Origin of the sequence: Agrobacterium sp. T29 (genome assembly GCF_006970545.1) — a bacterium.
Taxonomy (GTDB): Bacteria; Pseudomonadota; Alphaproteobacteria; order Rhizobiales; family Rhizobiaceae; genus Agrobacterium; species Agrobacterium leguminum.
In genome coordinates this window covers 683,555-703,845 of record NZ_CP040641.1, presented here as the reverse complement: position 1 = coordinate 703,845, position 20,291 = coordinate 683,555, and the positions used below count along the sequence as shown (strand labels likewise).

The window sequence follows — 20,291 nt, the reverse complement described above, 5'->3', positions numbered from 1 at the left end:
TAATGCAGTTTCTCTGCGTCATACCCATGGAGGTGGGTTCACGCGATAAGGAGGATCGTCGCAATGCTTCATCTCAGAAAATTTCTCGCGGCTGCAACGGTCGCCGCCACTGCCGCGATGTCGGGGGCGAGTGCCACAATGGCGCAGGGCCTCGAGTTTACCATCACCGCTCCGGCCGGCGCCGGCGGCGGGTGGGACTCGGCATCCCGCTCACTCCAGGAAGTCATGATGGCCACGGGGGCCGCAAAGAGCGTGCAGGTCGTCAACGTTCCGGGTGCCGGCGGCACCGTCGGGCTGGCGCAGTTCGTGGGGTCTGCAAAGGGCAGTCCCAAGCAGCTCCTCGTTGCGGGCATTACCCTTGTCGGCGCCAGCATCTCGAACAAGTCGCCCGTGGATCTTACGCAGGTCACGCCGGTCGCCCGCTTGACAGGCGATCCGCTCGTCATCGTCGTTCCCAAGGACTCCCCGATCCAAACCATGGATGACCTGCTCAAGGCCATCAAGACCGACGTTGCCAAGGCCATCTGGGTCGGCGGGTCCGCCGGGGGCGCGGACCACATCCTCGCTGCGCTGGTCACGAAAGCCGCTGGCGAAGATCCCGCGAAGATCAACTACGTTGCCTATTCCGGTGGCGGTGAATCTCTGGCGGCCATGCTTGGCGGGCAGGCGACGGCAGGCGTTTCCGGTTACGGTGAATGGGAAGGCCAGATCAAATCCGGCGATCTCCGCGCTCTGGCTATCTCCTATCCTGAGCCTATCGAAGGAATCGAGGCCAAGCCGCTGAAGGCGCAGGGTCTTGATATCGAACTCGTCAACTGGCGCGGAGTTTTCGCCGGTCCCGGCGTCGAGGGCGCTGACCTTGAGGCTATCGAGGCTGCCGTAGACAAGACGGTAAAATCCGAACAGTGGCAAGCCGTTCTCAAGACGCGCGGCTGGACCGACTACTACGCGCCATCCGGCGAATTCAAGACGTTCATCGGCTCGGAGACCGAGCGCGTGCACGGCATTCTGAAGTCCATCGGCCTTGCCGACTGATTTCTCCCAAGACCGGGATGCCCCGTCTGCGGCATCCCGGCGACGAGGAAACAATGACCAGCAAACCAGCTTTTATCCATAACCGCCCCGCGGCGGTCATTGCCATTGTGCTTTTCGCCATCGCCGCCGTGACCTACTGGGACGCAAGCCGAATGGTCGTAAGGGCCACATACGGAATGAGCGCCACCGCGGCTTCATATTTCGTTGCGATCCTGTTCGCAATTCTGGCGGCCGGCCATTTGATCAGCGCGTTCAAGCCGAATGATGTCGAGAACGAGGAAGTCGACTGGAAGGCCGTCGGTTGGATCGGTCTCGCCCTGACGGGACTGATCGTGTCCATCTGGGCAGGGGGCGGGTTCATTCTGGGATCGACGCTGCTTTTCGCCTTCACGGCGCGCGCCTTCGGCCGCAAGGCATTCGTCACCGATATTTGTCTTGGGTCGATCCTCGGCATCGTCATCTTCCTTCTTTTCAACAAGCTTCTGACGCTCGCGTTGCCCATGGGCCCGCTTGAGCGGCTGTTCTGAGGTCGCCATGGATACCCTCATCTATCTTTTCCAGGGCTTCGCCATTGCCATCGATCCCGCCAACCTCATCTACGCGGCAATCGGGGTCATCATAGGCACGGCGGTCGGCGTGCTTCCCGGTATAGGCCCGGCGCTGACGGTCGCGCTTCTGCTTCCCGTCACTTTCAAACTCGATCCCGGCGGCTCCATCATCATGTTCGCGGGCATCTATTATGGCGGGATGTACGGTGGTTCGACGACCGCGATCCTTCTGAATACGCCCGGGGAAAGCGCGTCAGTGGTGACCGCGCTCGAAGGCAATCAGATGGCGCGCAGGGGAAGGGGCGGTCCGGCGCTCGCCACGGCCGCAATCGGGTCCTTCGTCGCGGCCCTGATCGCAACGGTCGGCCTCGCATTCCTCGCGCCCGTCCTGGTTAAAGTCGCAGTCAAGTTTGGGCCGTGGGACTATTTCGGCCTCATGCTGATCGCGTTCGTCACTGTTTCCGCGACGTTCGGATCGTCGCCGCTACGTGGTCTGACGAGCTTGGCCTTTGGCCTCTGGCTCGGTCTTATGGGCATCGACCAGCTTACGGGTCAGGCACGTCTGACCTTCGGCGTTCCTGAACTTCTCGACGGGGTTGAGGTGACGACGCTCGCGGTCGGCCTGTTCGCCATAGGAGAGGCCCTGATCGTGGCTTCCCGACATCTCTACAAGCCGGAAAAACCGATCCCGGTGAAGGGATCGATCTGGATGACGAAAGAGGACTGGAGCCGGTCGTGGAAGCCCTGGTTGCGCGGAACCTTCATCGGTTTCCCGATCGGCGCGCTGCCGGCAGGCGGCGCAGAAATCCCGACATTCCTCAGCTACAACATCGAAAGGAAGCTGTCCCGCAAACCCGAGGAATTCGGCGAAGGCGCGATTGAGGGCGTTGCAGGCCCCGAAGCGGCGAACAATGCCTCCGCGGCAGGAACGCTCGTGCCGTTGCTCACGCTTGGCCTGCCTACGTCCGCGACGGCGGCCGTGATGCTTGCGGGATTCCAGCAATATAACATTCAACCGGGACCGCTCCTTTTCGCTCAGCACGCCGATCTCGTGTGGGGTCTCGTTGCGAGCCTGTTCATCGCCAACGTGATGTTGCTGGTGCTTAATTTACCGCTGGTTGGCCTTTGGGTCAGGCTGCTGAAAATCCCGCTTCCATGGCTTTACGCCGGAATTCTGGTCTTCGCGTCAATGGGAACGATTGCGGCGAATCCATCCGTCGTCGAACTGCTCTTGCTGACCGGATTCGGTGTCGTCGGATTCCTTATGCGGCGTTTCGACTATCCGATCGCCCCTGCCGTCGTTGGCCTTATCCTTGGCCCTCTTGCCGACAGTGCGTTGCGTCGCTCGCTTCAGATGAGCCTCGGCGATCCGATTGTCTTCTTGCAACATCCGAGTTCGGCGATCATGATCGGGATCGCGGTCGTTGCTCTTGTCGCACCGTTCATCTTCCGCGGACTGTCACGTTTCCAGCAGGACGAGGATTGATTGGTGACCGGCGACCCATCGCGCTATGGTAACATGGCGCGATGTTCCGTAAGAGGACATCGCGACCATGCGATGAACAGGACAGGGCGGCGGATGGCTAGGAAAAGCCTGGTACCACAGATCAGCAGCAACATCGTCGAGTATGTGCAGACGAACCGCATGCAACAGGGCCAGCACCTGCCATTGCAGCTGCTGGCTGACACGTTCCGGGTTTCGCGTGCGCCGATCCTGAGCGCTCTCCAGAAACTCGAAGGAGATGGCATCGTCCGGGCCGAGCCAAACAGGGGCTACTTCCTTGCCGTCGACGCTGAAAATATCGCGCTTGAAACCGCCAGCGACGATATGGACGCGGCGGGCGACGAGGCGATCTACTTCCGTATGGCCGAAGACCGTCTGTCGGGCAAGCTTGAGGAGCGCGTCAGCGAAAACGAGTTGATGCGCTTCTACGACGTCCCCAGAACCCGTCTCCTGAAGGTTCTGCACCGTATCGCTGACGAAGGCTGGATCGAGCGACTGCCGGGGAATGGGTGGGCGTTCCGCCAGGCTCTGACGTCCAGACAGAGTTACGAGGATGGATATGCGTTCCGGGCCGTGATCGAGCAGCAAGCGATGCTGTTGCCGACGTTCGAGCCCGACGTCGAGGGCTTGAAGCGCGCCCGCGAGGTCCAGACCGCCTTGCGCGACGGCGGCTTCGAGACCTGGTCGCGTGCCGATATCTTCAAGGCCAACAACGAATTCCATGAGATGCTCGTCGCATGCTCCCGCAACGAGTTCTTCCTCGACTCCATCAAACGGATCAACAGGCTTCGCCGCCTCATCGAATATCACATCACCATCGACCGCAGCCGCCTGCCGAAGCAGACGGCGGAACATCTCCATATCCTCGATCTCGTTGAGGACGGGCGACGAAACGAGGCTGCGGCGTTTCTATTCACCCACATCATGGGCGCGAGCCGCATCAAGACTCCGAAGGTCTGACGTCCATCAGTCCAGCGCCTTGAAGACGATGCAGACAGGGCTCCCGACCGAGAGCACCTCATCCCTCGCAGACAGGCGACCGGTCACTGCGTCTATGTCGAACGTGGTCACGGTGTCCGAATCCTCGTTTGCCGCTAGAAGGACGCCGTTTGGGAGGATTGTGAAAAATCTCGGTGTCTTTCCGCCGGTCGCCCAATGTCCGGCGAGACGCATGTGGCCGGAGCGGTCCAGCTCGAAGACCACGATGGTGTCGCTGCCGCGATTGCTGGCATAGACGAACCGTCCGTCGCCCGATACCGCGATTTCGGCAGCGCGGCTGTTTCCGGTGAAGGTGTCGGGAAGGGTCGAGAGTATCTGGAAGGGCGAGAGGCGTCCGTTGTCGGGATCGAAACGGTACGCGGTGACAGTTGAGTCGAGCTCGTTGACAACATAGGCGAGGCGGCCGTTGGAGTGGAACGCGATGTGTCTGGGACCCGAGGTTTCCCGCGTGGCGCAGGCGCTCGCTTTCCGCAAGGTCCCGCTCGCCGCGTCGATCTCGTAGATGAGGACGGTGTCGGTACCCTTGTCCGGCACCGCGATCCACCGGCCACTCGGATCGAATTCCACCTGATGAGGCTTGGGCATGGGCTGCTCGACGCGATGCGGGCCGATTTCCCCGGTAACTGCGGCAAGGTCACAGACCTCGCCCAGGGATCCGTTCTCGAGGCGCGGAAGAAGGGCGATCGATGACGTAACGTGATTTGCAATGACGAGGTATCGGTTCGCGGGGTCGAAGGAGAGATCGACCGGATTGCGTCCCCGTGTCGATTGCGTTCCCAGTGGCGTCAGCTTGCCCGTCGACCGTTCGATCGAGAATGACGTCACCCGATCCGAGTCGCCGTGGACGGTATGCAGGAACTGGCCGGTTCGATCGAATGCCAGGAAGGACGGGTTTTCCATCTCGAGAAGCTGAAGGTGTTCCCACTGCATGCCGTTGCGAAGACGGTACACATTGAGGCCGTTGCCGCGCGCATTGCGCTGCCGCGTTGTTCGCGCGCCGACATAAACGACCAGGTCGCCGCGATTTTCCATTTCTCAGGTCTCCTCCGTATGGGCCAGAACCTGATAAACCGATCCTTCGAAAATCGCAATTGCATTTTATAATTATAATATGTAAATAGGGTCGTGCCTTGGGAGGCAAGCGACATAAACACCTTTGGGAGGGAGCCATGACGCTCACCGATACGAGCACGCTTGAGAAGACGACCACGCGTAAAGTCTTCTGGAGAATCGTGCCCTACTGTTTCATCCTCTATGTCATTTCCTATCTGGATCGCGCCAATCTCGGATACGCGGCCCTCGAGATGAACAAGGATCTTGCCCTTTCCGCCGAAGCTTTCGGCTTTGCAGGGGGAATCTTCTTCATCGGCTATTTCCTGTTCGAGGTTCCGAGCAACGTCGCCCTCCAGAAATACGGCTCGCGCATCTGGATTTCGCGTATTCTCCTCACCTGGGGTGCGGTTGCGGTCCTGACGGGTTTCGTTCAGGAAGCCTGGCAGCTCTATACACTCCGCTTCCTCCTCGGCGTCGCGGAAGCAGGCTTCTTCCCCGGCATCATCATCTATCTCACCTACTGGTTCCGCGCCAAGGAACAGGCGACGACGGTGGCGTTCTTCACCGCCGCTATCCCGGCTTCCTATCTGCTCGGCGCGCCGCTCAGCACCTGGATCATGGACAACGTGAATTGGTTCGGGCATGCGGGCTGGCGCTGGATGCTGGTGCTCGAAGGGTTGCCCGCAATCCTGGCCGGGGTCTTCAACTACTTTTACATGACAGATCGCCCGGAGAAGGCGAAGTGGCTGACCGAGGACGAGCGCAACTGGCTGGTCGGCGAGCTTGCCCAAGACCATAACAAACGCAAGAACGTCCAGCATCTTGGGCTGTGGGCTGCGATCTCCAACCCGAAAGTGCTTTTCCTGTCAGCGATCTATTTCATCTATCAGGTGGGCAATCTCGGGATCGGTCTCTGGATGCCCCAGATCATCCAGAGCTTCGGTAAGTCGCTAACGCACACCCAGATCGGCCTCGTCGCCATGATTCCCTATGCGATCGCCACGGTCGCCATGGTCCTGTGGTCCAGGAGTTCCGACCGCACGGGCGAGCGGCAAAAGCACAGCGCCGTACCGCTCCTGATCGGAGGATTCGCGCTGGCCGCTACAGGCCTGACACACGATCCTTATGTTGCGATCGGCCTGATCTCGGTGGCGCTCGCAGGCATCTATGCGTTCAAATCGCCGTTCTGGTCGTTGCCGGGTCTTTTCCTGTCACGTTCAACGGCGGCGGTATCGATTGCGGCGATTAACTCGATCGGCAACCTCGGCGGATTCGTCGGACCCTATGCGATGGGGTGGGCTAAAACGGCGACAGGCAGCCCGCTCGGTGGTCTTTTGTTCCTGGCGGTGCTTCTCGTGATCTCATTCTTCATGACATGGTTCATGCGCTTCCCGGCTCCCGACGCCGATGACAGTCCGACCGGACAGTTCCACGCCGGCCGTACGTCCTCCCGCAAAGCCTGAATGGAAAAACAGCATGCGCACCACATTCGACATCAACGGCGTCAGCCATGACATCATCGATCTTCCGGCCGAGGCCGGTGATTGTCTGGTGCGCATGCCTTATATCCATCGCATCCTGCTGGAGAACGTCCTCCGTACGGCAGGTGATGACGCCTTTCGTGCCAAGGACGCTATGCTCGCCTGGCTCGAAACGGGCCAGAGCGATGTCGAAATTCCCTTTCTGCCGAACCGGGTGCTGATGCACGACACGACATGCGGGCCCGCGCTCGTGGATATCGCTGGCATGCGCTCGGCGCTCGCCGAGGCAGGCGGCGATCCGGCCCTGCTCAACCCCGTCGTTCCCGTCGATGTCTCCACCGATCACTCGGTCGCCGTCGATGCTTTCGGGACTTCGGCGGCGCTCGCGCGCAACATGGAGCGGGAATACGAGCGCAATGCCGAGCGCTATAGTTTCATGAAATGGGCGACCAACAGCCTTGCCGACTTCCGGGCGCATCCGCCGGGAACCGGGATCATGCATACGCTCAATCTCGAACGGCTTGCGACGGTCGCGACGTCGGTGCAGCGCGACGGCAGGCTGTGGGCTATGCCGGACACACTGATCGGGACGGACAGTCATACGCCGATGATCAATGGCATTGGCGTGCTGGCCTGGGGTGTCGGCGGGCTGGAGGCGGAAAGCGTTTTCTTCGGCATGCCTGTCGCCCTCCGCGTTCCCGATGTTGTCGGCGTCCGGCTGACGGGCGCGCTGAGGGAGGGCGTTCTTGCAACCGATCTGGCGCTTGTCGTTACCCATCTGCTCCGCCAGATCGACTTGCAGGACAAGTTCGTCGAGTTCTACGGCCCGGGCGTGTCGAACCTCACGGCGGGCGACCGTGCGGTCGTCGCCAACATGACGCCCGAGTTCGGGGCGAATAGCGGCTATTTCCCGATCGACCGTCAATCGATCGATTACCTTCTCGCCACCGGGCGCAGGTCGGTACACGCTGCTTTCGTCGAGGCCTATGCGAAACGGGTCGGCATCTGGTTCGATCCGAACGCCAATCCGCGCTACACGTCCACCCTTGATCTTGACCTGTCCAGCGTCGAACCCAGCCTCGCAGGCCCCCGTCGCCCGCAGGACCGGATTGCAGTCAGCGAAACCCGTAGCGCAATCGCGGGAATGAAAAAGAACGGCGGCGCGCCTTCCGTCGAGGGTGAACCGAACGACGGCTCGGTCGCGATCGCGGCCATTACAAGCTGTACCAATACGTCCGATCCGCGCCTGTTGATCGCTGCCGGACTTCTAGCCCGCAAGGCGAAGGCCTATGGGCTTCGCCCTCCGCACTGGGTCAAGACGTCCACCGCGCCCGGCTCGCCGACGGCGGAGCGTTATCTCGTGCGGGCAGGGCTTTTGTCCGATCTCGAATCCGTCGGCTTCGGTATCGTGGGTTACGGCTGTACGACATGTATCGGCAATTCCGGCCCGCTGACCGAGCCGGTCGCGGATGCGATGGCCAAGCGTGGCATCCTTCCTGTCGCCGTGCTTTCGGGAAACCGCAACTTTCCCGGGCGCGTCCATCCCCAGCTTGAGGCCGGGTTCCTCGCCTCGCCACCAATGGTCGTGGCCTTCGCGCTCGCCGGGACCGTCGAACTCGATATCATGAACGATCCGATCGGGGTTTCGCAGGACGGCACGCCGGTGACCCTCTCCATGCTATGGCCGAGCGCCGTCGAGATCGACGAAGCCCTGGCTGCCGCATCGAAGATCGAGGACTTCGCGCCCGCCTACGATGCCGCCGAAGCGAGCAAGGCGTGGAAGGAGCTTCCGGCTCCAACGACGACGCTGTTTCCCTGGGACGAGACATCCACCTACATCCGCCGTCCGCCATTTGCGAGTTTCGGCAAGGGTACCAAGCTCGGAACCTATGAGGCGCATCCGATCCTCGTTGTTGGCGATGACATCACGACCGACCATATTTCACCGGCCGGCGCGATCCCCGCAAAGGGCGATGCCGGGCGCCATCTGATCGAGCGCGGGGAAAATCCCTTCGACCTCAATGTCTTCTCGTCGCGGCGCGGCAACTGGGAAGTGATGATCCGTGGCCTGTTCACCAACAAAACGGTGCGCAATCTTCTCGGCGACGACATTCCCCCCGGTTCCACCATCCATGCCGGATCGGGTGATGTCCTGTCGCTCTGGGACGCGGCGCAACGATACCAAGCCGAGGGCAGGTCCGTGGTCGTGGTGGCAGGCGAGCGTTATGGAATGGGTTCTTCTCGTGACTGGGCAGCCAAGGGTGTGGCGCTTCTCGGTGTCCGCGCCGTGCTCGCAACCAGCTTTGAGCGCATTCACCGCTGGAACCTGATCGGCATGGGCGTGTTGCCCCTACGGTTACCGCAAGGCGTCAAGCCCGCTGACCTTGGCATCTCGGCCGATGATGTCGTCGTGATTGACGCCGATCCACAGACCATGACACCACGTTGCGATGTGACCGTGACAATACGCAAGGTGGATGGCACTTCGACGACCCTGGATGCCGTGGCGGCAATCGAAACCAGTGCGGAGGTCGGCATTCTTCGGGCAGGCGGCGTGCTGCCGCTCATCCTCAAGCAATTGCTGAACAGGCCGGGTCGGAAGGCATCCGGGCGGGAAACCTGATCGGAGAAGCGAAATGACAGACATCGACATCGCCAAAGTGCGACGCGCAATCGCTCCTTCGGGAACGTTGCGGACGACGATAAACGTCGGGAATCCGATCCTCGCAAGCCGGAAAGACGTGCCGGGAGGCGTCGCAGGCGTTTCCGTCGATCTCGCCCGGACGCTGGCCGAGCGTCTGGACGTACCGCTCGAACTTGTCGTTCTGGAGTCAGCGGGTAAAGCAGTCACCGCCGTTGAGGAAGGCCGTGCCGATATCGGCTTTTTCGCTCGCGATCCGGCGCGCGCGCAACTGATTGCGTTCACTGCCCCCTACGTGCTGATCGAGGGATGTTATCTTGTCCGAGACGGCTCGCCGGTCTCCGAAATGAAAGACATCGATGTTGCGGGCCGTAGGGTGGTTGTGGGCAAGGGCAGCGCCTACGACCTGTATCTTACACGAGAACTTCGACACGCCGCGATAGAGCGTGCCGCGACCTCCCCCACCGTCGTCCAGCATTTCCTGGAAACGTCAGCCGACGTTGCGGCGGGCGTTCGTCAGCAACTCCAGCAGGATGCGGACCGGTTCGGTGGACTGCGGCTTCTGCCCGGCCGCTTTATGGTGATCGAGCAGGCGATGGGAGTGGCACGGACGCATGGCCCGGTGGCGCAGAGCTATCTGACCGCGTTTGTGGAAAGCGCCAAAGCCGAAGGTCTGGTTACCGACTTCCTGAAAGCGAATGGCGTGGATGCGGTCTCGGTGGCTCCGCTGACAGTTGATGTCATATCATCCTGATCCGCACAGACGCGCCTTGCGTTTTCGATAGCAAATAAAACAGGAAAATGGCGTCCACGAGAGGATTCGAACCTCCGACCCCAGGATTCATACCGCTTCGGCTTTCGCCGCCGTCCCGCCGTTTGCCGGCAAGACGTTCGTGGTCTGGACTGTCCCTTCACCATGGGCCTTGCGGCCTTTAGGTGCTGCCCATCCAGTCTCTACACCTTCACCGGATTTCTCCGGAGCTTGGCTCGGGATTGGCATGCTGGAAGACCAGCGAAGCTTTCCCCGACTTTGAGCAGATCGATTGCGTCGTTTCCGGGCGCAACCCCCAATTTGTCTTAGGAATCCTGTGCTCTATCCTGCTGAGCTACGTGGACACTGAATTGCTCTTTAACCTGACGATGCCTGCGGATCAACCGCGTTCTTCATCGCGGTCGATCTCTTCCTCGGCTTTCTTCGCGTCAGTCGGCAATCAGCTCGTCAGGCGCTGTTCGGCCAGTTTCACCCAGTAGGAAATGCCGTAAGCGATGGCCTCGTCGTTGAAATCATAGCCCGGATTGTGAAGCCCGGCCGAATCGCCGTTGCCGATGAAGATGAAGCAGCCCGGTCTTTCCTTCAGCATGAAGGAGAAATCCTCTCCCGCCATGGAAGGATCGACATCGGGGTCGACATTCGGTTCGCCCGCCACATCGCGGGCCACACGGATGGCGTGGTCGGTCTCGGCGGCGTGGTTGAAGGTCACCGGGCAATAACGCTCATAGACGACTTCCGCTTCCGCGCCGTTGGCAAGGGCAATACCTTCCGCCATCTGCTTGATGCGATCCTGCGCCAGATCGCGCACCGTTTCATCGAGGCTGCGCACCGTGCCGGCGATCAATGCCTCGTTGGGGATGATGTTGTGGCTGGAACCGGCCTGAAAGCGGGTGACGGAGACGACTACCGAGCGGATGGGGTCGGCATTGCGTGAGGCGATCATCTGCAAATTGCCGACGATCTGCGCGCCGATGGTGATCGGATCGACGGTGCGGTGCGGCTGTGCCGCGTGGCCGCCACGGCCCTTGACGGTGATGGAGAACTTGTCCGGTGCCGCCATAATGCCGCCCTTGCGGATGGCGAAGGCGCCAAGAGGAATTCCCGGCATGTTGTGCATGCCGTAGACCTCGTCAATGCCGAAACGCTCCATCAGGCCGTCCTCGACCATGGCGAGCGCGCCGGCGCCGCCTTCCTCCGCCGGCTGGAAGATGACGGCGATGGAGCCGGCGAAGTTGCGGGTCTCGGTGAGATATTTGGCCGCGCCAAGCAGCATGGCCGTGTGGCCGTCATGGCCGCAGGCATGCATGGCGCCCGCGGTTTTCGAGGCCCAGGGCTTGCCGGTTTCCTCAAAAATTGGGAGAGCGTCCATATCCGCGCGAAAGCCGATGGTGCGATTGCCCGGAAGATTGCCCCTGATGATGCCGACCACACCCGTGCGGCCGAGACCGGTCACGATTTCGTCAACGCCGAAAGATTTCAGCTTCTCCTCAACGAAGGCTGCGGTGTTGTCGACATCATACAAAATCTCGGGATTTTCATGCAGGTGACGCCGCCATTCGCTGACTTCCTGCTGGAGTTCGGCGGCTCTGTTCAAAATCGGCATTCGTTCATTCCTGGGTTCATCGGTGCGGCGTGTCGTAAAATCCTATCCTCCGTGGTGGATAGTGCGCCGCATAATTGACGTAATCAATGTACTTTGCCATTGCTAGGACATATATGGTGAATATTGCCATTCCCCGACCGAAGACGGGAATTCGAGGACAAGCCTTGCCACAGATATTTAAATCGCCAAACGCCGCCAGACGGCTCTCCGCAGCCGTTGCCATCATGACCGCAGGCCTCGTTGCCGCAGCACCCGTGGCAAACGCCAATCCGAAAATGGTGGTCGATGTCAAAACCGGCAAGGTGATTTCCCATCAGGAAGCCTTCCGCAAGTGGTATCCCGCTTCGCTCACCAAGCTGATGACCGCCTATATCGCCTTTTCGCAGATGAAGGCCGGCAAGATCAGCCCGCAGACGGAAGTGGTGATGAGCAAGAAGGCCGCCGATCAGCCGGCCTCGAAAATGTATTTCAAGCCCGGCCAGAAGCTGACGATGGATAGCGCTTTGAAGCTGCTGCTCATCAAATCCGCCAATGACATCGCCGTGGCGATTGCCGAGACCATCGGCGGCACCAGCGACAATTTCGTGGCGCAGATGAATGCGCAGGCGCAGCGGCTGGGCATGAGCTCCACCCGTTACATCAACGCCAATGGCCTGCCCGGCAAGGGACAATATACGACCGCCCGGGATCTGGCGCTGCTGGCGCTGATCATCAAGCGCGAGTTTCCGGAATATGCCCATTATTTCTCGCTGGAAGGCGTCAGCACCGGCAAGAAGAACTACGCCAATTTCAACATGCTGGTCGGCCGTTTCGATGGCGCGGATGGCATGAAGACCGGCTTCATCTGTGCCTCCGGCTTCAACCAGGTGTCGTCGGCCGTGCGCAATGGCCGCTCGGTCATCACGGTCGTGCTGGGCGCGGACAGCCTTGCCGGACGCACCGACCAGTCGGCCGATCTGTTGCAGATGGGGCTGACGGCGCCCTCGGGCCAAGGCGTTTCGCTCGCCGCGCTGGCGCCCTATGGCGATACTGGCGATGTGAACGATATCAGCGCCGAAATCTGCAACCCGAAGGCCGCCAAGGTGCGCAGCGAAAGCCGCGACGAGGCTGGCCGCATGGTCATCCATTCGCCCTATGTGCAGGAAATGACCCGCCCGCCGGAATATTCCTTCGCCGGTCTCATTCCGGGCAGCGAGACGGTGGCGGTGAATGCCACCAAGGGAGCCGGCAAGGGCGAACTCGCGAACGTGCCGATCCCGATCCCGCGCCCGACATTCTGATGATCGGTGACTGCCTCGAGGCCGAGCCTCGCGGTTGCAATGCGGTTTGTGTATTCGCAGGTCGATGATGTTATGATATTACAGTGTCGCTCGCGGCTTCCAGGCGCGGGCGATTTCTTTTAGCTCCATGCGGCTCCGGGTTTCGTGTCGTCCAGTGACCTGCCGGAGCGGCCATCAACATACAGGCAAGTCATGTCTCGCGATCGCATCCCGGTTTCCATCATCACCGGATTTCTCGGCGCCGGAAAATCGACGCTGCTCAACCGGCTCCTCAAGGATCCGGCGATGAGCGATGCGGCGATCATCATCAATGAATTCGGCGATGTCAGCATCGATCACATGCTGGTCGAAAGCGCGGGTGAGGGCATCATCGAGCTGGCGGAGGGCTGCCTGTGCTGCACGGTGCGCGGCGAGCTGGTGGATACGCTGGCGGAACTGATGGACGGCATCCAGACAGGCAAGCTGAAGCCGGTAAAACGGGTAGTGATCGAGACCACGGGCCTTGCCGATCCCGCCCCCGTCATGCAGTCGGTCATGGGCAACCCGGTCATCGCGCAGAATTTCGTGCTGAACGGCATGATTACGGTGGTGGATGCCGTGAACGGCCTTTCCACGCTCGACAATCATCAGGAGGCGGTGAAACAGGCCGCCGTGGCTGACCGTCTAGTGATGACCAAGCGCGCCCTTGCCGATGCCGCCACGATTTCCACGCTGAAAGCCCGTCTGCAAGCGCTCAATCCGCGTGCGACAATCGAGGACGGTGACAAAACCGAGTGGAGCGCTGCGGGGCTTCTCGACAACGGCCTTTACGATGCCGGCAGCAAGAATGCCGATGTCGGCCGCTGGCTGGGCGAAGAGGCGGCACACGATCATCATGATCACGGTCATGACCATGGCCATCACCACCATCATGGCGATCACGACGACCACCACCATCATCACGATGTGAACCGACACGATGCGTCTATCCGTTCCTTTTCGATCATTCACGATCAGCCGGTCAGCCCGATGGCGATCGACATGTTCGTGGATCTGCTGCGCTCGGCACATGGTGAAAAACTCCTGCGCATGAAGGCCATCGTCAAGCTGTCGGATAATCCGGCCCGGCCGCTGGTGCTGCATGGGGTGCAGAATATTTTCCACACGCCGGAGCGCCTTGCGGCCTGGCCGGACCCGGCTGATCAGCGCACGCGCATGGTGCTGATTACCAAGGATTTGCCGGAAGCCTTCGTGCAGGACCTGTTCGCGGCCTTCACAAGCGCACCCGGCATCGACCGGCCGGACAGGCAGGCGATGACGGATAATCCGCTGGCGGTTTCGGGGTTGCGGTTTTAGATCACGCGATGCCGTTGAAATCAGTGGGTGGGGTTACCCCCCTCTGCCCTGCCGGGGATCTCCCCCTCAAGGGGGGAGATCGAATCGAGGCGAGGTTTCGGCCGTCTCGACATTTGAGAATGAAGTGATGGGAGAGCTTCTTGCCGATCTCCCCCCTTGAGGGGGAGATGTCCGGCAGGACAGAGGGGGTAACCACGGCCGGCGCCGTTGAACGTCGGTTACCCGCCCTTCACAATCCGAAACCGATGCCCCTTATCCAGCGCAGTGGTTTCCACCAGCCTATGCCCATCCTCATTGCACATATGCGCAATATCGATCACCGCCAGCGGATCGGTCGTCTCGACGGTCAGAACATCTCCCGCCTTCAGGGTTGCGAGTTTCTTGCGGCTTCTCAAAACCGGAAGGGGGCATTTAAGCCCCCTCAAATCATAAACGATCTCGGCCGTGTCGCTCATTCCTTGGCCCAGAACTTCCAGAATGGCTTCTTTTCCGGCGCTTCGGGAGCAGGTGCTGCGGAATAGGCAAGCGGGTTCATGGCCGGAACCGGGATGCTCTGGGCAGCAGCTCCGGTCTGGTCGGCTGCTGCGGGGGTAACCGAGGCAACCATCGTCGGTGCCGCCGGGGCCGGGTTCGATTGCGGTGCCGTGGCGGGCTGGACAGCCGAAGGCCGTGGGCCGCGCAGGGAAGAAGCGGTTGCGGTCGTGGCCGGAGAGGAGGTGGTCACCTGCTGCGCCTTTTTCTCCATCAGCGCGGCATATTCCGTTTCCTTCATCAGCTTGCCGGCCTTCAGCGCCGAGCCTGTCGGGGCATAGGCAGGCTCGCGGCCCTTGCGCTTTTCGGCGACCAGCGCCTTGCGCTCGGCTTCGCTCGGGTCGTACCAGGCCATGCCGTCATATTTCTTCATCGCCTTTTCATAGGCGAGATCGTAGGTCTTCTCGTAGCTCGAAAGCGCGCTGACGAGCGCCGGCGGTGTGCTCATGGCCGGGCATTGGGCAGACGCGTTGAAGCTGCCGCCTTCGGTCTGCTGGTTGAAGACATATTTCTTCTCGCAGACATTCACTTCCGGCGGGCGCTTGGTCACTTCGAAATTGTCGTAACCGACCTTAAGCATCTTCCAGAATTCGAGATGTTCGCTCTGGCGATGGCGGGCCATGTTTTCCGCCGTCATTCGGAACGGGAAGGCCTGCAGCTGCACGGTCTTCTGGCCGCCTTTGAAGGCGTCACGGGCAAAACCGTAAATTTCAAGAATCTGCGCATCCGTCATCGAATAACAGCCGGAGGACGAGCAGGCGCCATGGATCATCAGATTGGTGCCGTTGCGGCCATTGGCGGCATCGTAACGGTTCGGGAAACCGGTATTGATGGCGAGATAATATTTCGAGTTTGGATTAAGGTGCGCGGGCGTCAGGTTGTAGAAACCTTCCGGCGCCTGCCGGTCGCCTTCCTTCACCTTCGGGCCGAGTTTGCCGGACCATGCGCAAATCTCGTAGCTGGCAATCTTCTCGAAACGGTTGTCGCGCCTGGCTTTCCAGATTTCCAAGGCACCTTCTTCCTTGAAGATGCGGATCATGATCGGCGAGGTGCGGTCCATGCCCCTTTTGTCGATCTCGGCCAGAATGGCCGGAGACAGCGGGTAATCGACCTTGTTCTTGACGTGGGAGACGTCGCGTTCAACGGTTTCGAGCGTATCGTTGCAGCCGGCAAGAACGAGCGCGGTGCAGGCAAGAAGTGCAAAATGTGTCAAACGCATGATCTGATCCGAAAGACGATGGCACGAAGCGGCGGCAGTTCTACACCGTCCCGTGTGTATTTTAAATACGGTATTAACCGTTTACATCTTCTTAACTCAAATCGGACCCGCCCCGCGGCCGCCGATACATCTTTTGATGTGACCGGACTATGGCCGAGTTGGGGCGATATTCAAGGAAAATAAGGCCGGACTTAAAGGTTCCGGCCGATATCCAGGAATTTCTGGCGGCGTTCGGCGCGCAATTGTGTGCCCGAACGCTGGGAAAGATCGGCCAGAGCCTTGGCGATGACGTCACCGGTTGCACTGATAACGGTTTCCGGGGCGCGATGCGCGCCACCGATCGGTTCGGGAATGATTCCGTCGATGACGCCGAGCGCCTTCAAATCTTCCGAGGTGATCTTCATGTTGGTTGCAGCTTCCTTGGCGCGGGTCGAATCGCGCCAGAGAATGGAGGCGGCACCTTCCGGCGAGATCACCGAATAGATCGCATGTTCGAGCATATAGACGCGGTTGCCGGTGGCGATCGCGATTGCGCCGCCCGAGCCGCCTTCGCCGATGACGACGGAGACGATCGGCACCTTCACGTTGAGGCACATCTCCGTCGAGCGGGCGATGGCTTCGGCCTGGCCGCGTTCTTCCGCGCCGACGCCGGGATAGGCGCCTGCCGTATCGATGAGGGTGATCACCGGCAGCGAGAAACGGTCGGCCAGTTCCAGCACGCGGATCGCCTTGCGGTAACCTTCCGGGCGCGGGCTGCCGAAATTATGCTTCAGGCGGCTTTTGGTGTCGTTGCCCTTTTCCTGGCCGATGATGGCGACGGGCTGACCGTTGAAGCGGCCGAGGCCTGCCTGAATGGCGGCGTCTTCGGCAAACTTGCGGTCGCCGGCCAGCGGCGTGAAATCGGTGAACAACGCCTTGGCGTAATCGACGAAATGCGGACGCTGCGGATGGCGCGCGACCTGCGTTTTCTGCCAGGCGTTCAGCTTGGAATAGATGTCCTGCATCGCGTCGTTGACCCGCGATTCCAGACGGTTGATCTCCTCCGAGGTGTCTATGCTCTCGTCTTCATCGGCAAGCTTCTTCAGCTCGATGATCTTGCCCTCAAGGTCCGAGATAGGTTTTTCGAAGTCGAGATAATTGTGCATGAGATCCGTTTCCGATCGTTTTGCGCAAGGTTTGACCGGATTATCCGGCGGTTCCGGTCGCTCTAATCAAGGTTTTTGCCCTGTTTGGCAAGGGGGTGATGTGTTTGTACCAGCTCTTGCAAGCGTTCTTCCAGCACATGTGTATAGATTTGTGTCGTGGAAATGTCGGAATGGCCGAGCAGTTCCTGTACCGCGCGCAAATCCGCGCCGTTCTGCAGAAGGTGGCTGGCAAAGGCGTGGCGCAGCACATGCGGCGATATCGCAGACGGGGTCAGGCCCGCACGGATGGCGATGTCCTTGAGGTCGCGGGCAAAGACCTGGCGGGGCAGGTGGCCTTCCTTGCTGTTGGAAGGAAACAGCCACGGGCTTTCCGGTGTCTCCGGTTTTTTCTGCGAAGCGGCCACCTTGCTTTTCTCGGATGCGAGCGCCTTTCTGGCAGCCTCGTATTTTTCCATCGCCTCGATGGCGGCGCGGGAAAGAAGAACCATGCGGTCCTTGTTGCCCTTGCCCCGTATCATCAGGAAGCGGCCTTCCTGTCGCAATACCTTGACCGGCAGCGAGACGAGTTCGCTCACACGCATGCCGGTTGCATAAAGCAGTTCGAGCAGCAGATGCATGCGGATGCGGGCAAGCTGGCCGGGACCGGATGTGGCGGCTTCCTGCGCCGCGAGGCTAAGAAGCCTGTTCACATCGGCGACGCTCATCGTTTTCGGTAAAGCGAGACCTTTCCTGGGAGCGTCGATGATGCCGGTCGGGTCGTCGCCGCGCAGTCCTTCCGAATAGAGAAAACGATAGAATTGCCGCATGGTGGAGAGACGTCGCGCCTGTGAGGTTGCGGCAAAGCCCTGAGCGGAAAGATGGGTCAGATAGGCGGAAAGGTCAGGCGTCTGCGCTTCCGTCAGGGACTGACCGCGCTGACCGAGAAATTCGCGCAGATCGGAAAGATCGCGCTCATAGGAAGAGAGCGTGTTGGCGGCTGCCCCGCGTTCGGCGCTCATCATTTCCAGAAAACTTTCCAGCCGCGCGCCGTCGCGTCCTGCCGTCGGCTGTCCGCTCATGGGGTGCGCCTTGCCGGTTCGGTCGACGGCGGGTTCAGTCGCTCGGAAGGAATGCGCACCGTCACTTCGCGGTCGCGCGGTTTGACGACCATGACGAGCAGCACCATGCCGCCATAGATCAGCCCCGCGATGGTCGCCAGTATCATCGTGAAGCGGAAGAGGGTAGGCATGGCGGCTCCGTGAAGGTGGCGGTCGAAACGTATATGCGGTGCGGCGAAAGCGGCGACAAGATCAAAATGCCCGCTCCGCTCCATGCCGCATGCGGCGATGATTGTGATTCACCGCAATTCAGTCAGCAATTTGGCTTGACGCTTCGTAAACATTTGCAGATATCCATGCCAAACGGGCTTTCAAATCTATGAATGAAACGAATTTATCCGTCCCGGCCACACTCGGGGAGCAAGCGCGGGCAAAGCTCGGACGGCGCAACATCGTCTTCGTCGGGCTGATGGGGGCTGGAAAGTCGGCGGTGGGCCGCATGGTCGCCCAGCAGCTCAGGGTGCCGTTCATCGATACGGATGTCGAAATCGAGCGCGTTTCGCGCATGACGATATCGGAACTTTTCGCCACCTATGGCGAGGAAGAATTCCGCGCGCTGGAAACGCGGGTCATCAAGCGGCTGCTGCGCGGCGGCCCCAAGGTCATCTCCACCGGCGGCGGCGCCTTCATCAACGATAATACCCGCCGGCACATCACGCGCGGCGGCATTTCATTGTGGCTGAAGGCCGATCTCGAGGTGTTGTGGGAGAGGGTCAACAAGCGCGACCACCGCCCGCTTCTCAAGACCGAAAACCCCAAGGCTACGCTGGCGACCCTGATGGAGAAGCGCTATCCGATCTATGCGGAAGCGGATCTGACCATCGAATCCCGCGATGTCCGCAAGGAAATCATCGTGACAGAAGTGCTGGCCGCCATAGCCGGCATCGAACAGAAAGACTGATCCCCATGACGCCTTCCGAAATCCACGCCGATGAACGTCTCGTCCATGTGCCGCTCGGCGAGCGCGCCTATGACATTCTGATCGGGCCGGGCCTGATCGGCCGGGCGGGCGGCGAGATTTCGGCGCGGCTGAAGGGCCGGCGCGCGGCCATCATCACCGATGAACATGTCGCGCCGCTCTACCTCGAAGGCCTGATGGACGGGCTGCAGACGGATGGCATCGAGGCCGTCTCGCTGACGCTGCCGGCCGGCGAAAAGACCAAGAGCTTCGAACATCTGGTCACCGTCTGCGATGCGGTTCTGGCGGCAAGGGTGGAGCGTAACGATGCGGTGATCGCGCTCGGCGGCGGCGTGATCGGCGATCTCGCCGGTTTTGCAGCGGGCATCGTGCGTCGGGGCGTGCGCTTCGTGCAGATACCGACCTCGCTTCTGGCGCAGGTCGATTCCTCCGTCGGCGGCAAGACCGGTATCAACAGCCGCCATGGCAAGAACCTCGTCGGCGTATTCCACCAGCCCGATCTGGTGCTGGCGGATACGGCGGTGCTCGATACGCTGAGCCCGCGGGAATTCCGCGCCGGTTATGCCGAAGTGGTGAAGTACGGGCTGATCGACAAGCCGGACTTCTTCTTCTGGCTGGAAAAGAACTGGGATGAAATCCGCACCGGCGGACCCGCCCGCATTCAGGCGATTGCAACGAGCTGCCAGGCCAAGGCGGAGGTGGTGGTGGCCGACGAGAAGGAAAACGGCGTGCGCGCCCTTCTGAACCTCGGCCATACATTCGGCCATGCGCTGGAGGCGGCGACCAATTACGACAGCAAGCGGCTGGTGCATGGCGAAGGTGTCGCCATCGGCATGGTGCTGGCGCACCAGTTCTCCGCCCGCCTCAACCTCGCAAGCCCCGACGATGCCGCCCGCGTCGAGGCGCATCTGAAGGCGGTGGGCCTGCCGACGACGATGAGGGATATTCCCGGCGAGTTGCCGCCGGTCGAAACGCTGATGACGGCAATTGCGCAGGACAAGAAGGTCAAGGGCGGCAAGCTCACCTTCATCCTCACCCACGGCATCGGCCAGTCCTTCGTGGCCGATGATGTTGCGGCGTCCGAGGTGCAGTCCTTCCTGTCGGAAAAACATCCAGGTTAAGGCCGCGA

General features: G+C 60.8%; 18 protein-coding genes and 1 tRNA gene. 11 read left to right on the top strand and 8 right to left on the bottom strand.

Annotation, left to right across the window (positions count from 1 at the left end):
* The first annotated feature begins 63 nt into the window (after window positions 1–63).
* The 4 genes from FGF54_RS18200 (at window position 64) to FGF54_RS18185 (ending at window position 4,047) form a co-directional block, all read left to right on the top strand.
* On the top strand, window positions 64–1,035 hold the full coding sequence (locus FGF54_RS18200) for a tripartite tricarboxylate transporter substrate-binding protein (protein ID WP_142780661.1): 972 nt from the start codon (window positions 64–66) through the stop codon (window positions 1,033–1,035).
* 53 nt (window positions 1,036–1,088) lie between these two features.
* Window positions 1,089–1,562: a tripartite tricarboxylate transporter TctB family protein gene (locus tag FGF54_RS18195; protein ID WP_142780660.1), complete on the top strand. Its 474-nt coding sequence runs from the start codon at window positions 1,089–1,091 to the stop codon at window positions 1,560–1,562.
* Window positions 1,563–1,569: 7 nt separating this feature from the next.
* Window positions 1,570–3,069: a tripartite tricarboxylate transporter permease gene (locus tag FGF54_RS18190; RefSeq protein ID WP_003520634.1), complete on the top strand. Its 1,500-nt coding sequence runs from the start codon at window positions 1,570–1,572 to the stop codon at window positions 3,067–3,069.
* A 93-nt stretch (window positions 3,070–3,162) separates the two neighbouring features.
* A complete protein-coding gene (locus FGF54_RS18185) occupies window positions 3,163–4,047 on the top strand; it encodes a GntR family transcriptional regulator (protein WP_142781571.1) in 885 nt (294 codons plus the stop codon).
* A gap of 6 nt (window positions 4,048–4,053) precedes the next feature.
* Here FGF54_RS18185 and FGF54_RS18180 read toward each other — a convergent pair whose 3' ends face one another.
* Window positions 4,054–5,118 (bottom strand): lactonase family protein, encoded by a 1,065-nt coding sequence (locus tag FGF54_RS18180; RefSeq protein ID WP_142780659.1) that lies wholly within the window; start codon window positions 5,116–5,118, stop codon window positions 4,054–4,056.
* A 137-nt stretch (window positions 5,119–5,255) separates the two neighbouring features.
* Between FGF54_RS18180 and FGF54_RS18175 the strand changes: the two genes are divergently transcribed.
* Genes FGF54_RS18175 through FGF54_RS18165 form a run of 3 tightly spaced genes read left to right on the top strand, consistent with a single transcriptional unit; the run spans window position 5,256 to window position 10,015 of the window.
* Complete coding sequence (locus tag FGF54_RS18175; protein WP_142780658.1) at window positions 5,256–6,602, top strand: MFS transporter; 1,347 nt, start codon at window positions 5,256–5,258, stop codon at window positions 6,600–6,602.
* A 13-nt stretch (window positions 6,603–6,615) separates the two neighbouring features.
* The gene (gene acnA, locus FGF54_RS18170; RefSeq protein WP_142780657.1) at window positions 6,616–9,243 is read left to right on the top strand and encodes an aconitate hydratase AcnA; all 2,628 of its coding nucleotides are present in this window, start codon (window positions 6,616–6,618) and stop codon (window positions 9,241–9,243) included.
* Window positions 9,244–9,256: 13 nt separating this feature from the next.
* Window positions 9,257–10,015: a transporter substrate-binding domain-containing protein gene (locus FGF54_RS18165; protein WP_142780656.1), complete on the top strand. Its 759-nt coding sequence runs from the start codon at window positions 9,257–9,259 to the stop codon at window positions 10,013–10,015.
* A 48-nt stretch (window positions 10,016–10,063) separates the two neighbouring features.
* Here FGF54_RS18165 and FGF54_RS27305 read toward each other — a convergent pair.
* Together FGF54_RS27305 and FGF54_RS18160 are read right to left on the bottom strand one after the other, a co-directional pair.
* Window positions 10,064–10,160 (bottom strand) — tRNA-OTHER (locus tag FGF54_RS27305).
* Window positions 10,161–10,472: 312 nt separating this feature from the next.
* Window positions 10,473–11,636, bottom strand: coding sequence for a M20 aminoacylase family protein (locus FGF54_RS18160; protein ID WP_142780655.1), 1,164 nt, complete (start codon window positions 11,634–11,636; stop codon window positions 10,473–10,475).
* A gap of 224 nt (window positions 11,637–11,860) precedes the next feature.
* Between FGF54_RS18160 and FGF54_RS18155 the strand changes: the two genes are divergently transcribed.
* Complete coding sequence (locus FGF54_RS18155) at window positions 11,861–12,916, top strand: D-alanyl-D-alanine carboxypeptidase family protein (protein WP_161988025.1); 1,056 nt, start codon at window positions 11,861–11,863, stop codon at window positions 12,914–12,916.
* Window positions 12,917–13,108: 192 nt separating this feature from the next.
* Complete coding sequence (locus FGF54_RS18150; RefSeq protein ID WP_142780653.1) at window positions 13,109–14,251, top strand: GTP-binding protein; 1,143 nt, start codon at window positions 13,109–13,111, stop codon at window positions 14,249–14,251.
* 218 nt (window positions 14,252–14,469) lie between these two features.
* Here FGF54_RS18150 and FGF54_RS18145 read toward each other — a convergent pair whose 3' ends face one another.
* The 5 genes from FGF54_RS18145 to FGF54_RS18125 all read right to left on the bottom strand — a co-directional run bounded on the left by FGF54_RS18145 (window position 14,470) and on the right by FGF54_RS18125 (window position 18,374).
* Window positions 14,470–14,706, bottom strand: coding sequence for a sulfurtransferase TusA family protein (locus FGF54_RS18145; RefSeq protein ID WP_142780652.1), 237 nt, complete (start codon window positions 14,704–14,706; stop codon window positions 14,470–14,472).
* Window positions 14,703–16,001 (bottom strand): murein L,D-transpeptidase family protein, encoded by a 1,299-nt coding sequence (locus FGF54_RS18140; protein WP_142780651.1) that lies wholly within the window; start codon window positions 15,999–16,001, stop codon window positions 14,703–14,705. Before FGF54_RS18140 ends, FGF54_RS18145 begins: the two co-directional genes overlap by 4 nt.
* A 191-nt stretch (window positions 16,002–16,192) precedes the next feature.
* The gene (locus FGF54_RS18135; protein WP_142780650.1) at window positions 16,193–17,146 is read right to left on the bottom strand and encodes an acetyl-CoA carboxylase carboxyltransferase subunit alpha; all 954 of its coding nucleotides are present in this window, start codon (window positions 17,144–17,146) and stop codon (window positions 16,193–16,195) included.
* 62 nt (window positions 17,147–17,208) lie between these two features.
* On the bottom strand, window positions 17,209–18,204 hold the full coding sequence (xerD, locus tag FGF54_RS18130; protein WP_142780649.1) for a site-specific tyrosine recombinase XerD: 996 nt from the start codon (window positions 18,202–18,204) through the stop codon (window positions 17,209–17,211).
* The gene (locus tag FGF54_RS18125; RefSeq protein ID WP_035239639.1) at window positions 18,201–18,374 is read right to left on the bottom strand and encodes a hypothetical protein; all 174 of its coding nucleotides are present in this window, start codon (window positions 18,372–18,374) and stop codon (window positions 18,201–18,203) included. Before FGF54_RS18125 ends, xerD begins: the two co-directional genes overlap by 4 nt.
* A 188-nt stretch (window positions 18,375–18,562) precedes the next feature.
* Here FGF54_RS18125 and FGF54_RS18115 point away from each other — a divergent pair, with 188 nt between their 5' ends.
* Together FGF54_RS18115 and aroB are read left to right on the top strand one after the other, a co-directional pair.
* Entirely contained in the window at window positions 18,563–19,144 is a 582-nt protein-coding gene (locus FGF54_RS18115) for a shikimate kinase (RefSeq protein WP_142780648.1), read from the top strand.
* A gap of 5 nt (window positions 19,145–19,149) precedes the next feature.
* Complete coding sequence (gene aroB / locus FGF54_RS18110) at window positions 19,150–20,283, top strand: 3-dehydroquinate synthase (RefSeq protein ID WP_142780647.1); 1,134 nt, start codon at window positions 19,150–19,152, stop codon at window positions 20,281–20,283.
* The last annotated feature ends 8 nt before the right edge of the window (window positions 20,284–20,291 follow it).